Consider the following 13908-nt stretch of genomic DNA (forward strand, 5'->3'; position numbering starts at 1 on the left):
ATCGAGCGGGAGAACGCGATGACGCACTGGGATCCGAGTACCGCCGACGGACTCATCTACTCCGGCGGATGGCGTGCCGGTGGCGGCGGAGTTCTCGCGGTGACCTCTCCGGGTGACGGGGGACGTGTCGGTACGGTCGGGATCGCGGACGACCAGGATGTGGACCAGGCGGGGGTCTTGGCCGTCGCCGCGCAGAAGCAATGGGCGCGCGCGTCGTATCGAACCAGGGCCGGCGTCTTGACCCGCGCCGCCGAGGTGCTGCGCGAGATCCGCGACGATGTCGAGCACCTGCTGATCCGTGAGAGCGGTTCGCTGCCGACCAAAGCGGCGCATGAGGTGAGCAAGGCGATCGACGAGCTCGTCGAGGCGGCGAGCCTGGTGACCATGTCGCAGGGGGATGTGCTCCCCGTCGACGACCCGACGACACTCGGCATCGCGAGGCGCATCCCGGTCGGCGTGGTCGGGGTGATCGCGCCGTGGAACGCACCGCTGATGCTCGCGATCCGCTCTGTCGCACCGGCGATCGCGCTGGGCAACGCTGTGATCGTGAAGCCGGATGTGAAGACCGCCTTCTCCGGCGGCGCCGTCATGGCCGAGATCTTCTCGCGCGCCGGACTTCCAGACGGCGTGCTGCACATTCTCCCCGGTGGGCCGGAGACCGGAGAAGCCGTCGTGCGCTCTCCGCATACGAACGTCATCTCGTTCACGGGCTCATCGGCGGCCGGTCGACGCGTCGGCGAGGTGGCCGGAGGCCTGCTCAAGCGGGTGATCCTCGAGCTCGGCGGCAACAACGCCTTCATCGTCATGGCTGATGCCGACCTCGACCTGGCTGTCGCCTGCGGCGTCGGCGGATCGTTCCGCCATCAGGGCCAGATCTGTATGGCGACCGGTCGGCACCTGGTGCACGAGAGCATCGCCGACGAGTACGTGGAACGGCTGAGTGCCGCGGCTGCGGCGATGCGGCTGGGCGATCCCCTCGCCGAAGGAACGACGCTGGGCCCGCTGATCACAACCGTGCAGGCCGAACGGGTGCAGAGCATCGTCGATGCTGCGGTCGCCGATGGAGCCCGGGTGGCGCACGGCGGCACGCATGACGGCGTCTTCTTCACGCCGACCGTGCTCGACGGCGTCGGTGCGACGAACGCCGCATTCCAGAGTGAGATCTTCGGCCCGGTGGCCCCGGTGACGCGGTTCTCCACTGCGGAGGAAGCGCTGGAGTTGACGAACGCGAGCGACTACGGCCTGTCTGCGGCGATCCACACGCGTGACATCGCCCGCGGTCTCGGCTTCGCGTCGCGACTGCGCGCGGGAATGGTCGCCCTGAACGGTCAGACCATCTACGACGCCGCGCACATCCCGATGGGCGGGATCGGTGCTTCCGGCAACGGCGGACGCCACGGCGGTCACTGGAACCTGGACGAGTTCACCTACTGGCAGTGGGTGACGGTCCCGACGATCTCAGACTGAGACCCGGTCTGCGGACGGAGAGGGCGAGCTGCGCCGAGGGGGTCGGCTCGTCCTTTTTCGTCGTGTCCGCACGCTGGCCGGCGATTCGACATCGTGTCGGAACCACGGCGCGACTTTCGCTCCGCGGTCACGTATCGACGTCGATCGGCCGAAACCTAGCCTGGGATCTCCGTAGCCGAGGAGGAGCCCTGTGTCCGTATCCGTGAAGAGTCCCCGTGCCCCGCTGTCGCCGCTCGGCGACGACGTGTGGCCAGACTCCACCGAGGTCCTGATCATGGGCGGGGGCCCGGTCGGCCTGTCGTGCGCGATTCTGCTTGCGCAGCGGGGCATCGACGTCCTTCTCGTCGAACGCCGCGACTTCGTTTTCCGCTTTCCGCGGGCGCATCTGCTCAATCCACGCACCATGGAGGCGTTCCACGACATGGATGTCGCCGACGACATCTACGCGGCGACCCCGGCTCATGATCGCTGGCGCAAGGCCGCCTGGTACACGACGGCGACCGGCCCCGGCCGTTTCGACGGGATGAAGATCGGCGATGTGCCCGCCTGGGGCGGTGGGCCGGATGCAGAGCGCTACCGCTCCTCCAGCCCGCGTGCCTTCGCCAACATGCCCCAGTTGCGCCTCGACCCGCTGATCCATCGGCACGCGCTCGCCGCTGCTCCCGGGCGGATCAGGAGCAAGCAGGAGGTCGTCGGCATCGACCAGGACGCCGAGACGACGGTCGTGTCGATCAAGGATCTCGAGACCGGCGAGCTGCGCACTGTGCGAGCCCAGTACGTGATCGCTGCCGACGGTGGTCGCGACAGTGCCGACCTTCTCGGGATCGAGCTGGAGGGCCCGCGCGACATGCGCGAGGTCGTCAACTATCACGTGAGCATGGACCTCTCTGCGTGGTCGGAGCCGGATGCGCTGCTCGGCCACTTCCTGCATCCGGCTGGCGGTGCGCGGCGGAGGGGCACGATCCAGGCGCTCGGACCCACCCATTACAACCGCGACTCCGAGGAGTGGCTGGTCTCGGTCGCCGCCTGGATGGTCGAGGGCGACCCGAACGACGAGGCAGCGCTCTTCGCCTCGATCCGACGGATGCTGGGGCTGGCCGACGATCACGAGATCACCATGCACTCGATGACACGATGGAGCTATCACGGCCTCGTCGCGAAGCACTTCCGCGATCGTCGGGTGTTCCTCGCCGGCGACGCCGCGCACAAGCATCCGCCGACCGGGGGGCTGGGGCTGAACAGCGGAATCCAGGATGCCCAGAACCTGTGCTGGAAGATCGCGGCCGTGCTCGATGGGCAGGCACCGGATGCGCTGCTGGACAGCTACCAGGCCGAGCGCCGCCCGACGGTCGCCTGGTACACCGCGCACTCGCTCGAGAACGCCAACCGGCACCCTCCGATCGCCGACGCTCTCGGTTTCAGTGACGATGAGGCCGAAGGCTTCCGCGGCCTGGAGACCTTCGTCAGCGACACCCCCGAGGGTGAGGCGATGCGGGAGCGAGTGGCGGCGGAGGTCGCGCACAACGCGCACGACTACAGCCAGCTCGGCGTCGAGGCCGGGTACCACTACTCGGCAGGGGCGATCGTGCCCGACGGCACCCCTGTGCCCGGCGATCCCTCCGATCCCGTGACGTTCCATGCGACCTCCCGGCCCGGTCATCACCTTCCGCATGTCTGGCTCAGCGGTGTCACCGGTGCGGACGGTGGTCGCGTGTCATCCCACGACCTCATCGATTCCGTCGGGCTGACGCTGCTCACCTCGGAGTCGGCGGCGCCGCGGTGGCGCGAAGCTGCTGCAGCGGCATCCGGAAGCATGCCGGTCACCGTCGTCGCGATCGCCGATGACGATGCGGCATGGACCGCGACACGTCAGATCGACGGAGACGGTGCCCTACTCGTACGACCTGACCGCAAGGTCGCCTGGCGGGCAGCGAGTCTGCCCGCGGACCCCGCCGCAGAGCTGGTGAGCGCTCTCGACATCATCCTCCGCGGTGGTGATGCCCCGGCGGATGACCCCGCCGAGCCGTACCTGCGTCGGATCAGGGCTGCGGCGAACGTCCTGGTGCGCTGACGCATGCCGGCATCCCGCTGCTTCGGACACCGTGTCGGATCACGACAGGGGAGTTTCCCGCAGTGCACCGATTCTCGACGGATGCCGCTCTCGTAGCGTCGAGTAGACGCCGCTTCCTGTCCTTCCCGGACCCGCACAGATCTAAGGAGTCACCGTGATCATCGATGTCCACGGCCACATGTCGGCCCCGGATTCCTACTACGCGTGGAAGGCGTCGCTGTTGGCGGCTCGTGGGTCGCACGGCGGCAAGCCGCCCGTGATCACCGACGACGATCTCATCGCGTCGTATCACGCCCCGCATCCGAGCTTCGGGCATGTGTCGCACATGACGCACATCGATGACGCCGGGATCGGGTTGCAGCTGCTCTCCCCGCGTCCGTTCCACGCGATGCACTCCGAGCGCCCGACCAAGATCGTCGAGTGGTTCACCGCGGAGACGAACAATCTCATCCAGCGCACCACCGAGCTGTTCCCCGGACGCTTCCGGGGCATGGCCGGGATCCCGCAGAGCCCGTACCTGAGCGTCGAGCAGTGGCTCCCCGAGCTGCGTCGGGCGATCACCGAACTCGGATTCGTCGGAGCGATGGTGAACTCCGACCCCTACGAGGGCACCGAGGTGCCGCCGGCGATGGGCGAACGGTACTGGTACCCGCTCTACGAAGAGCTCTGCGCACTCGATGTGCCCATGCTGCTGCATTCGGCCGGCTGCAAGTACCCGTCGCGTGAGCCTTACAGCCTGCACTTCATCCAGGAGGAGACCGTCGCGATCTGGAGCATGATCCAGTCGAACGTGTTCGCCAACTTCCCCGATCTGAAGGTCATCGTGGCCCACGGTGGCGGCGCGATTCCGTACCAGATGGGGCGCTTCCTCCCGTCGGTCGTGCGCACCGGGGTCTCGTACCTCGACAAGCTCCGCAAGTTCTACTTCGACTCGTGCCTCTACACGCAGGACAGCCTCGAGCTGCTGATGAAGACCGTCGGCACCGACCGGGTGCTGTTCGGCTCGGAGAAGCCGGGCACCGGCTCGCAGATCGATCCGGACACGGGCCGTTGGTTCGACGACATCCACCTGCTCATCGACGACATCGAGTGGCTCGACGCCGATCGTCGCGCCGACGTGCTCGAGAACAACGCCCGCAGCCTGTTCCGGCTCTGAGCGCGGGCACACGGCACAACGAACACCGCACACCGAACACCGAGAAGGGATCCACCATGACCGAGATCGTCGCCGGATTCGGCACCTCGCACGGACCGCAGCTGAAGGCCGCGCCCCCTGCGGCGTGGGAGACGCGAGGCGTCGCCGACCGCCGCAGCAAAGGCCTCAAGTTCCGCGGAGGCAACTACACGTTCGACCAGCTCAGCGCGCTGCGCGAGGACTTCTCGGAAGAGATCTCACACGACGTGATGCAGCGCCGCTGGGACAGCTGCCAGTCGTCGATGGATGACCTCTCCCGTTTCATCGCCGAGCAGAACGTCGACGTGCTCGTCATCGTCTCCAGCGACCACAAGGAGACCTATGGCGACGAGTGGCTCGCTCCGTTCTCGGTGTTCTGGGGCGACGAGGTCGCGCACGTGCCGTTCACGCAGGCGCAGCTCGACGAGATGGCGCCGGGGCTCGCCGAGGCGGCGAAGGGAGACGTTCCGGATCACACGATCATCCGTCCGACGCACCGCGCTCTCGGCAAGCACATCATCCAGTCGACGCAGGCCGAGGACTTCGATACCGGCGCGACCGAGATCGTGCCCGCAGGGCGCTACGACAACCATTCGATCCCGCACGGCTTCGGCTTCATCTACCAGCGCTTCATGGGTGAGCAGTCGACGGTGCCGATGGTGCCGATCTTCATCAACACGTTCTGGGAGCCCAATCCGCCGAGCGCCAAGCGCTGCTACGAGTTCGGCCGCGCGGTGGCGAGGGCGATCACGTCGTTCCCCGGCAACCTGCGCGTCGGCATCGTCGCCTCCGGAGGGCTCAGCCACTTCGTGATCGACGAGAAGCTCGACAGCGAGTTCCTCCAGGCGATGAAGGACCACGACGCCGACTATCTCTCCTCTGTTCCGGCAGCCGAGATGCAATCGGGAGCATCAGAGCTCCGCAACTGGATCGCGGTCGCCGGCATCGCCGACGAGGTCGGTCTCACCGTCACCAACGTCGACTACGAGCCCTGCTACCGCACCGAGGCGGGTACCGGCAACGCGATGGGCTTCGTCACCTGGGAGCGCGCCTGAGATGACCGATCCCACAGCGATCATCGCGGCACTCCGGGCGTTGGACAGCTGCGCAATCTCGGATGCTCTTGACACGCTGGGTCTACCCGGAGCGGTGATCGAGCTGAGCGCGATGTGGCCGGCTGGTCGCACGGTCGCGGGGCGGGTGCGCACCGTGACCGCCGCCCCCAAGGCGTTATCCGGCCCTGCAACCCACATCGCCACGCCGCTCGTGGTGATCGCCGAGCGGGATGACGTCGTCGTGATCGACAACCACGGCCGCACCGACGTCTCCTGCTGGGGCGGTCTGCTGGCCGAGGCCGCGATCCAGCGGGGTGTGGCCGGGGTGATCGTCGACGGCGCGTGCCGCGACGTGCAGGAGAGCGAGGCGCTCGGCCTCCCCGTCTTCGCGCGCGCTGCCGTTCCCGTCAGCGCACGCGGGCGCATCGTGCAACAGGCCATGGACGAGCGCATCCAGGTCTCCGGAGTCTCCGTCGCGTCGTACGACTATGTCGTCGCCGACGTCAACGGAGTCGTCTTCGTGGCCGCATCCGACGCTGCTCGTGTAGTCGCCCTCGCGCAGCGCATCGCCGACCGGGAGGCCCGGATGGCCGAGGCCGTGCGCGCCGGCCAAGATGTCAGCGAGGTCATGCACGACTCCCGATTCCCCACCGTCACCGCAGATCCAGACTCCGCGGAGGAGAAATGACCGACACTCTCACCGAGCGTTTCGCCGCCCTCGGCACCGCGACCGTCTCCGACGCGCTCGACAAGCACAGCCGACCCGGCAGCCTCCTCGGCATCGCCCCGCTCGCCGACGGCCAGCACATGGTCGGCCGGGCGTTCACCGTCCGTTACGTCAGCGCGCAGGTGCCAGCGGGAACCGTCGGCGACTTCATCGACCAGGTCAAGCCTGGCCAGGTCGTCGTGCTCGACAACGACGGCAGGGTCGACTGCACGGTGTGGGGCGACATCCTCACGGCGGTCGCTCACCACCGCGGCATCGCCGGGACCGTGATCGAAGGCGTCTGCCGTGACACGCACCGGGCGCTGTCGATCGGGTATCCGATCTTCAGCCGAGGCCGCTTCATGCGCACGGGCAAGGACCGCGTCGAGGTCGCCGAAGAACAGGGGCCGGTCACGATCGGCGGTGTCACCGTGCGCGCGGGCGACATCCTGCTCGGCGACTCGGACGGTGTGGTCGCCATCCCGCAAGACATCGAGGAGCAGGTGCTCGAGACCGCGGAGATGATCCATGTCCGTGAGGAATCGATCCTCGCCGCGGCGCTGGGCGGGGCGACCATCGCCGAGGCGCGTGCCCGCTTCGGCTATCACGATCTGCAGAGGGCCGACGCGTGAGCGACCTCGATCGCGATGCAGACGAACTGCTGCGCTTGGGCAGTGCCACGCTGTACGAGGCGTCGCGCAGCGACTGCTTTCTCGACCACGCATTCCATCCGGCCTGGGAGGGCGCTCAGCTCGTCGGACGGGCATTCCCGGTGTCGGCGCAGATCGGCGACAACCTCGCTCTGCATCACGGGATCGAAACGGCGACTGCGGGCGACGTGCTCGTCGTCGACGGAGGCGGCGCCGCCTACGGGTACTGGGGTGAGGTCATGACCGTCGCCGCCCAGGCCCGCGGAATCCGTGGGCTCGTCATCGACGGCGGCGTGCGCGATACGGCGCACCTGGCCGCCCTGGGCTTCCCCGCCTTCAGCACGTCGATCTCGATCCGCGGCACGATCAAGCAGTGGCCAGGCACGGTCGGTCAGACGGTCACGCTTCGCGGACGTGTCATCCGACGTGGCGATGTGATCGTGGCAGACCGTGACGGCATCGCCGTCCTCCCCGCCGAACGCTACGACGACGTCCTCGCCGCCTCTCGCGAACGCGCGGACAAAGAGGATGCGTATATGGCGAGGCTCCGCGCCGGCGAAACGACCCTCGACGTCTACGACCTCCGTCGCCTCGGCTCGCCGAGCAGCGACACGACCCCCTGAGAGGGAGACATGACCCAGGTCCTGGACGCGGACGTCCTCATCATCGGCGCGGGCCCCGTCGGGCTCGTCGCCGCGCTCGATCTCGCCTCCCGCGGAATCTCCACCGTCGTCGTCGAGCAGCGGGAGTACCTCGAGCCGCCGAACGTGAAGTGCAACCATGTGGCGTCGCGCACGATGGAGAGCTTTCGCCGACTCGGCTTCGTCGACGAGGTGCGTGCTGCCGGTCTACCGACGGACTACCCGCAGGACGTGGCGTTTCGCACCTCGCTGACCGGACGTGAGTTCGCGCGCATCCCGATTCCGGCGAGCGGCGAGCGCTACACCTCGCGCACCGGACCTGACACCTCCTGGAATACTCCGGAACCCCCGCACCGGATCAACCAGACCTTCCTCGAGCCGATCCTCGCCACGAACGCCGCAGTGTCACCGAACATCACGCTGCTCAATCGGACGCTGTTCCATTCCCTGTCGCAGGACGAGGAGTCGGTCTCCGTCGTGATCTCCGACCTCGACGGATCGAACGAGCGTGTCCTGCGCGGCCGCTATCTCATCGGTGCGGACGGCGGGCGATCGAACGTCCGCAAGCAGATCGGCGCCACACTCAGCGGTGATGCCGTGCTGCAGCACGTGCAGTCGACGTGCATCCGTTCTGTCGACCTGTACGAGCAGATGACTGCCGCGGAGCCGCGAGCCTGGGGCTACTACACGTTCAACGCGCGCCGACTCGGTCACGTCTACGCGATCGACGGTCGAGAGACCTTCCTCGTGCACACCTACCTCTCCCCGGAGGAAGCGGCGCACGAAGGCGCCGTGGACCGGGACGCCGCCATCCAGGCGATCCTCGGTGTCGACGAGGACTTCCCCTACGAGGTCGTGTCGCGGGAGGACTGGGTAGCCAGGAGGTTGCTCGCCGACCGCTTCCGCGACGGGCGCGTCTTCATCGCCGGAGATGCGACGCACCTGTGGGTGCCGTTCGCCGGTTTCGGCATGAACGCGGGGATCGCCGATGTTCTCAATCTCACCTGGTCGCTCGGCGCTCATCTGAACGGGTGGGCGGCGGAAGGCATCCTCGACGCGTACGAGGCGGAGCGTCGACCGATCACCGAACAGGTGTCGCACTTCGCGATGAATCACCAGCGAAAGCTCGCCAGGCCCGGCCTGCCCGACGCGCTCGAAGATGACTCGGATGCGGGCGACGCGGCTCGTGCCGAGTTCGGAGCCGCCGTGCACGCGCTCAACGAGCCGCAGTTCGCCGCGGCCGGGCTCAACTACGGCTATGTCTACGGCGCCTCGCCGATCATCGCGTACGACGACGAGCAGGCTCCCGGCTATTCGATGGGGGAGTACACGCCCTCGACGGTTCCCGGATGCCGTGCCCCGCACTTCACGCTGCCGGACGGCTCGTCCTTCTACGACCGGCTCTCGGCCGGATACACGCTCGTGGTGCACGACGGAGGCGATGGCGCGGCGCTGTCCGCCGCCGCAGAGATCCGCGGCATCCCGTTCGCCGTCGTCGAGGCGGACCCCGAGATCCTCCCCACGGAGTACCGGTGTGCGCTCACACTCGTCCGTCAGGACCAGCACGTGGTCTGGCGGGGGGATACCGCGGATGCCGAGACGGCGGCTCATCTGTGGGAGCTGCTCCGCGGTGCCCGTGTCGAGGCCGCGGTCTGAATCCGCACACGTCGGATTCAATACGAAGGGGGCCGGTCGCGAGATGCGACCGGCCCCCCTTCTGCGTTCAGAACCGGATGACCTTGGTGGCCGCCATCGCCTTCAGGCCCTCGACGCCGAACTCCAGGCCGTAGCCCGATGCCTTGGTGCCGCCGAACGGCACCTGGGGGTCGACGCCGCCGTGCTGGTTGATCCACACAGTGCCGGCATCGAGGCGCTGTGCGATATCTGCCGCAGCATCCGTGTCTGCACCCCAGACCGACGCGCCGAGTCCCTGCTCCGTGCCGTTGGCGCGGCGCACCGCATCGTCGACATCGAAGTAGCGGATGACCGGCAGCACCGGGCCGAATTGCTCTTCGTAGACGACCGCGGCGTCGTCTTCGACGTCGGCGATGATCGTGGGGCGGTAGAACAGCGGTCCGAGTTCTGCAGCCGGCTCTCCGCCAGTGACGATGCGAGCTCCGCGGATCCTGGCGTCATCGACGAGGCGCGCGACGATGTCGAACTGAGCCGGGTTCTGCACCGGGCCGAGGCGATTCGTCTTGTCGTGACCAGAGCCCAGCGGTGCTGCTTCCGCTCGCGCGGCGAGGGCTGCCACCGTCTCCTCGTACACCGAGTCGTGCACATACAGCCTCTTCAGGGCGGCGCACACCTGCCCGGTGTTCATGAAGGCGCCCCAGAACAGCTTGTCGGCGACGGTTTCGACGTCGGTCCCGGGGAGCACGATGCCCGCATCGTTGCCGCCGAGCTCGAGAGTGAGGCGGGCGAGGTTCGCCGATGAGCTCTCCACGATCCGTCGGCCGGTGGCCGTCGATCCGGTGAACACGATCTTCGCGATGTCGGGGTGCGCAGCGAGGGCTGCACCCACCTCGCGGTCGCCGGACACCGCAGTGACCACGCTCGAGGGGAGGTGCCGGCGGAAGATCTCGACGAGCGCGAGAACGCTGAGCGGAGTGTTCTCGGAGGGCTTGATCACCAACGTGTTGCCCATCCGGAGAGCAGGAGCGATATGCCAGACCGCGATCATCACCGGGAAGTTCCATGGGCCGATGGAGGCGACGACACCGAGCGGGACGTAGTGCAGCTCCGAGCCCTCGGCGAGCTTCTGCGGTTCGAGGATCGTGTCAGCGGCTCCGCGCAGCCAGTGCGCCGCGCCGTGAGCCTCGCCGGCTCCGGCGACCTTGCCCTGCTCCTGGGTGATGATCTCGCCGAGTTCTTCCGCGTGTGCGTCGATGTCATCGGCGACGAGACGCATCAGGCGGGCGCGCTCCGCGTGCCCGAGAGCCGCCCAGGCGGGTTGGGCAGCGGATGCCTCGGCGACGGCCACCTCGAGGTCGGCGACGGTCTGCACCGGTGCATGACCGATGACCGCCCTGGTCGCCGCGTCGAGGATCGGCCGACCGCTGTCGGCATCCAGGGAGACCGTGGCCAGGAGTTCGTTCATTGCGGGTCCTTCCGCTGAGGAGGCAGATCGGGCGAGCCCGAACGGCCTCGGAGTCGATTCCGGATATTCAGTTGTCAGGGGAAGTCATGGGCGGCGGCTCGTAGCTCAGCGAAGCCCCGCGAGTGTCGCGACGCGCAGGCCGGTGTGCAGTTCGCGCCGGATGAGGCCGTCAGACAGGTCGACATCGGTGATCGCTCGCACTCGATCGAGTCGGTAGTAGAGAGTGCTCCGGTGGACGTGAAGCTCCAGAGCGGTGCGCTGTGCATCGCATCCGCAATCGAGGTACGCCTCGAGCGTGTGCGCCAGATCCGGGCCGGATTGGGCTTCGAGCAGCCGCTGCACGGAGCCGGGGAGGTCGGATCGGGTCAACGTCTCGAGCGGCAGCTGCAGGAGCATGCGGTCAAGACCCAGGTCCTCCCAGTGCACGACGCGATCCCTGGTCGGGTCGATCGCGGCACCTCGTGCGGCGATGCGCGCTTCTCTCCGTGAGCGGTAGGCGTCCGCGAGGGGAGCGTGCGCCCCGCCGATGCCTGCTCGCAGCGACGCGAAGGCGGGGAGTTCGAGCAGACCGACGAGTCGGTCGCGATCGATCTCGTACGGGACGACCAGCACGGCCTCGCCGTCGACGACGGTGCCGACGGCCTTGAGAGCAGGGAACACCGGGATGGCCGAGAGCGCGCGATCGATGACGAGACGCAGCGCCGCAGAACTCGGGTCGAACCCGGACGGCGCCGCCAGCGTGATCACGCTGTAGTGGGGCACGGGGGAGACGAGCCCGCCGGTCAGGAGCTCGTCGGCGGCTCGGGTGCGCTGATCGCGATCGCCGTCCAAGAGAGCGGTGATCAGACGAAGGGCACGATCCTCGTCCTCGCGGTTGCCGAGCGCCATGGCGGCGAGGATGACGCCGATCTGTGCACGAGACTCCCGGATCGCGTCATCCTCGATGAGGTGCTCGTCGGGCGTGTCTTCCGGGATCGTCGAGGAGACGTAGCCGACGAGGTGCCCTTCATGGCGCACAGGTGCGACGTGCCGGGTCTGCCCGCCGTCCAGAGGTGGGATGCGCACAGGGCCGTCTGCATGCCCGACCCGGTACTCCTTGATCGACTCGCGCGCTCGCGAGGAACCCTTGTGGGACAGGATGATCGCGAGTCTCGCGTGGTCGACATCTCGGTCGTGGATGCTGAACGCGATCACGTTGAAATCGACGTCGAAGACGATGATCGGCCGACTCAATCGGTCGGCGTACGCCTGGACATGTCCCTCGAGATTCATCGCTCACCTCTCTGTGCTCACCCACGAGTGCCTTCATGTCCGCCAAACGCTCGAGTTGTGGCGGACATGTTCACGACGGAGTTGTGACCGTCATGAAGTTCGACCTATATTCAATATAGTCAATTTCTAGAGAGGCGGCCAGTATGGCAAAGATGACAGGCGGCGACGCGCTCACCCAGGCTCTGATCAGCGAGGGGGTCGAGACAGTCTTCGGCATCCCCGGCGTGCAGCTCGACGGGCTAACCGACGGCATGTATCGGCGTCAGGATGAGGTGCACCTGATGGTGCCGCGACACGAGCAGAGCACCACCTACATGGCAGACGGGTATCACCGGGTCACCGGCAAGCCCGGTGTCGCGATGGTCGTTCCCGGCCCCGGCGTGCTGAATGCGGGTGCCGGTATGGCGACGGCATACGCCTGCTCGTCGCAGGTCATGCTCCTCGCGGGGACCATCCCGAGCACGCTCGTCGGAGCGGGTCTCGGTGCGCTCCACGAGATTCCGAAGCAGACCGAAACGATCCAGGGGCTCACGAAGTGGACGGCCAGGCCGACCCGTGTCGAAGAGATCCCCGACCTGGTGCACGAGGGGTTCCGCCAGATGCGCACCGGCCGCCCCCGGCCCGTCGCGCTCGAACTCGGGCCGGACATCCTGCACGCCGTCGCCGACCTCGAGGTCGGCACGCCCTTCGCCGTCGACGCTCCGGTCGCGCCCGAAGACAAGGTTGCGGAGATCGCCCAGCTCCTCGCCGCCAGCTCCCGTCCGGTGATCCACGTCGGCGGCGGCGTCAAGGGGCAGCGGGCTTTCGATCTGCTCGCTCGCCTCGCGGACCTGCTCGACGCGCCGGTCGTCATGAGTGAGAACGGGCGAGGCGCGATCGACGCCCGCGACCCGCACGCGCTCTCGGCGTACTCCCTGTGGGAACTGCGGGAGACGGCAGATGCCGTGGTGTCCTTCGGCAGCCGCTTCCTGACGCCCTTCGGTCAGCAACTGAACATCGGTGAGGCGCGGCTCGCGCTGGTGAACGTCGACCCGGCCGATCTGACTGCACCTCGTCGTCCCGATATCGCCGTGACTGCAGACGCCACCGCCGTCCTGGAGGTGCTCGTCGCCCGTGTGCGGCGGCAGGAGGGCTGGGGGGCGGAGCTGCGTCGCCTCCGCGAAGACGGTGACGCGCGGGTGCGCGCTCAGGTCGCTCCGCAGATGGCGTTCGTCGACGCCATCCGCGCGTCGCTTCCCGCCGACGGGATCTTCGTCAACGAGCTCACCCAGATCGGGTACGTCTCCACCTACGGCTACCCGGTGCAGGCGCCGCGATCCTACGTCTGGCCCGGCTACCAGGGCACGCTCGGCTATGCGATGCCGACCGCACTCGGCGCCGCCGTCGGCGCCGGAGACCGCCCGGTCGTCGTGGTCACCGGCGACGGTGGCATCGGCTGGTCGCTGCAGGAGTTCGCCACGGCGAAGAAATACGGCATCCCGCTCATCACGGTGCTGTTCGAAGACAACCGGTTCGGAAACGTGTGGCGCATCCAGCGAGACACCTACGGAGGACGATTCATCGGATCCGATCTCACGAACCCGGATTTCGAGCTGCTGGCACAGGCCTTCGGCATCGACTTCACCCTCGCCGACGATGCGGATGCCGTGCAGCGCGGCATCGCCGCCGCGATCGCGGCCCGCCAGCCGGCCATCATCAAGGTGCCGGTCGACGTCTTCCCGTCGCCCTGGCCGTTCATCCACGAGCCGAAGAAGCACTAGCGGCCCGTCCGG

Annotated in this window: 11 protein-coding genes; 9 read left to right on the forward strand and 2 right to left on the reverse strand. The window is 67.8% G+C overall.

Annotation, left to right across the window (positions count from 1 at the left end; all coding sequences use genetic code 11):
• Positions 1 to 18: 18 nt before the first annotated feature.
• The 8 genes from LTA6_RS09135 to LTA6_RS09170 all read left to right on the forward strand — a co-directional run bounded on the left by LTA6_RS09135 (position 19) and on the right by LTA6_RS09170 (position 9420).
• Positions 19 to 1467, forward strand: coding sequence for an aldehyde dehydrogenase family protein (locus tag LTA6_RS09135; protein ID WP_407359224.1), 1449 nt, complete (start codon positions 19 to 21; stop codon positions 1465 to 1467).
• A gap of 190 nt (positions 1468 to 1657) precedes the next feature.
• Positions 1658 to 3538, forward strand: a complete 1881-nt coding sequence (locus LTA6_RS09140) for an FAD-dependent monooxygenase (RefSeq protein ID WP_407359225.1) — start codon at positions 1658 to 1660, stop codon at positions 3536 to 3538.
• Between the two features lie 154 nt (positions 3539 to 3692).
• Positions 3693 to 4694, forward strand: a complete 1002-nt coding sequence (locus LTA6_RS09145; RefSeq protein ID WP_407359226.1) for an amidohydrolase family protein — start codon at positions 3693 to 3695, stop codon at positions 4692 to 4694.
• A 56-nt stretch (positions 4695 to 4750) separates the two neighbouring features.
• Complete coding sequence (locus LTA6_RS09150; RefSeq protein WP_407359227.1) at positions 4751 to 5767, forward strand: hypothetical protein; 1017 nt, start codon at positions 4751 to 4753, stop codon at positions 5765 to 5767.
• A 1-nt stretch (position 5768) separates the two neighbouring features.
• The gene (locus LTA6_RS09155) at positions 5769 to 6455 is read left to right on the forward strand and encodes an RraA family protein (protein ID WP_407359228.1); all 687 of its coding nucleotides are present in this window, start codon (positions 5769 to 5771) and stop codon (positions 6453 to 6455) included.
• Positions 6452 to 7105, forward strand: a complete 654-nt coding sequence (locus tag LTA6_RS09160; RefSeq protein WP_407359229.1) for an RraA family protein — start codon at positions 6452 to 6454, stop codon at positions 7103 to 7105. Before LTA6_RS09155 ends, LTA6_RS09160 begins: the two co-directional genes overlap by 4 nt.
• On the forward strand, positions 7102 to 7746 hold the full coding sequence (locus LTA6_RS09165) for a 4-carboxy-4-hydroxy-2-oxoadipate aldolase/oxaloacetate decarboxylase (protein ID WP_407359230.1): 645 nt from the start codon (positions 7102 to 7104) through the stop codon (positions 7744 to 7746). Before LTA6_RS09160 ends, LTA6_RS09165 begins: the two co-directional genes overlap by 4 nt.
• Before the next feature lie 9 nt (positions 7747 to 7755).
• Complete coding sequence (locus tag LTA6_RS09170; RefSeq protein WP_407359231.1) at positions 7756 to 9420, forward strand: FAD-dependent monooxygenase; 1665 nt, start codon at positions 7756 to 7758, stop codon at positions 9418 to 9420.
• A 67-nt stretch (positions 9421 to 9487) separates the two neighbouring features.
• Here LTA6_RS09170 and LTA6_RS09175 read toward each other — a convergent pair whose 3' ends face one another.
• Both LTA6_RS09175 and LTA6_RS09180 read right to left on the reverse strand, forming a co-directional pair.
• A complete protein-coding gene (locus LTA6_RS09175; RefSeq protein WP_407359232.1) occupies positions 9488 to 10864 on the reverse strand; it encodes an aldehyde dehydrogenase family protein in 1377 nt (458 codons plus the stop codon).
• Positions 10865 to 10969: 105 nt separating this feature from the next.
• Positions 10970 to 12136 carry a PucR family transcriptional regulator gene (locus tag LTA6_RS09180; protein ID WP_407357715.1) on the reverse strand — a complete coding sequence of 389 codons (1167 nt, stop codon included), beginning with the start codon at positions 12134 to 12136 and terminating at the stop codon, positions 10970 to 10972.
• A gap of 143 nt (positions 12137 to 12279) precedes the next feature.
• Between LTA6_RS09180 and LTA6_RS09185 the strand changes: the two genes are divergently transcribed.
• A complete protein-coding gene (locus LTA6_RS09185) occupies positions 12280 to 13896 on the forward strand; it encodes a thiamine pyrophosphate-binding protein (RefSeq protein WP_407357716.1) in 1617 nt (538 codons plus the stop codon).
• Positions 13897 to 13908: the final 12 nt, after the last annotated feature.

It is taken from the genome of Microbacterium sp. LTA6 (assembly GCF_045690355.1).
GTDB lineage: Bacteria > Actinomycetota > Actinomycetes > Actinomycetales > Microbacteriaceae > Microbacterium.

Bases quoted from the DNA above. Each gene is read 5' to 3' on its own strand.
- LTA6_RS09180 (WP_407357715.1), bottom strand. From the start codon at position 12,136: ATGAATCTCGAGGGACATGTCCAGGCGTACGCCGACCGATTGAGTCGG.
- LTA6_RS09170 (WP_407359231.1), top strand. From the start codon at position 7,756: ATGACCCAGGTCCTGGACGCGGACGTCCTCATCATCGGCGCGGGCCCC.
- LTA6_RS09175 (WP_407359232.1), bottom strand. From the start codon at position 10,864: ATGAACGAACTCCTGGCCACGGTCTCCCTGGATGCCGACAGCGGTCGG.
- LTA6_RS09185 (WP_407357716.1), top strand. From the start codon at position 12,280: ATGGCAAAGATGACAGGCGGCGACGCGCTCACCCAGGCTCTGATCAGC.
- LTA6_RS09155 (WP_407359228.1), top strand. From the start codon at position 5,769: ATGACCGATCCCACAGCGATCATCGCGGCACTCCGGGCGTTGGACAGC.
- LTA6_RS09150 (WP_407359227.1), top strand. From the start codon at position 4,751: ATGACCGAGATCGTCGCCGGATTCGGCACCTCGCACGGACCGCAGCTG.
- LTA6_RS09160 (WP_407359229.1), top strand. From the start codon at position 6,452: ATGACCGACACTCTCACCGAGCGTTTCGCCGCCCTCGGCACCGCGACC.
- LTA6_RS09135 (WP_407359224.1), top strand. From the start codon at position 19: ATGACGCACTGGGATCCGAGTACCGCCGACGGACTCATCTACTCCGGC.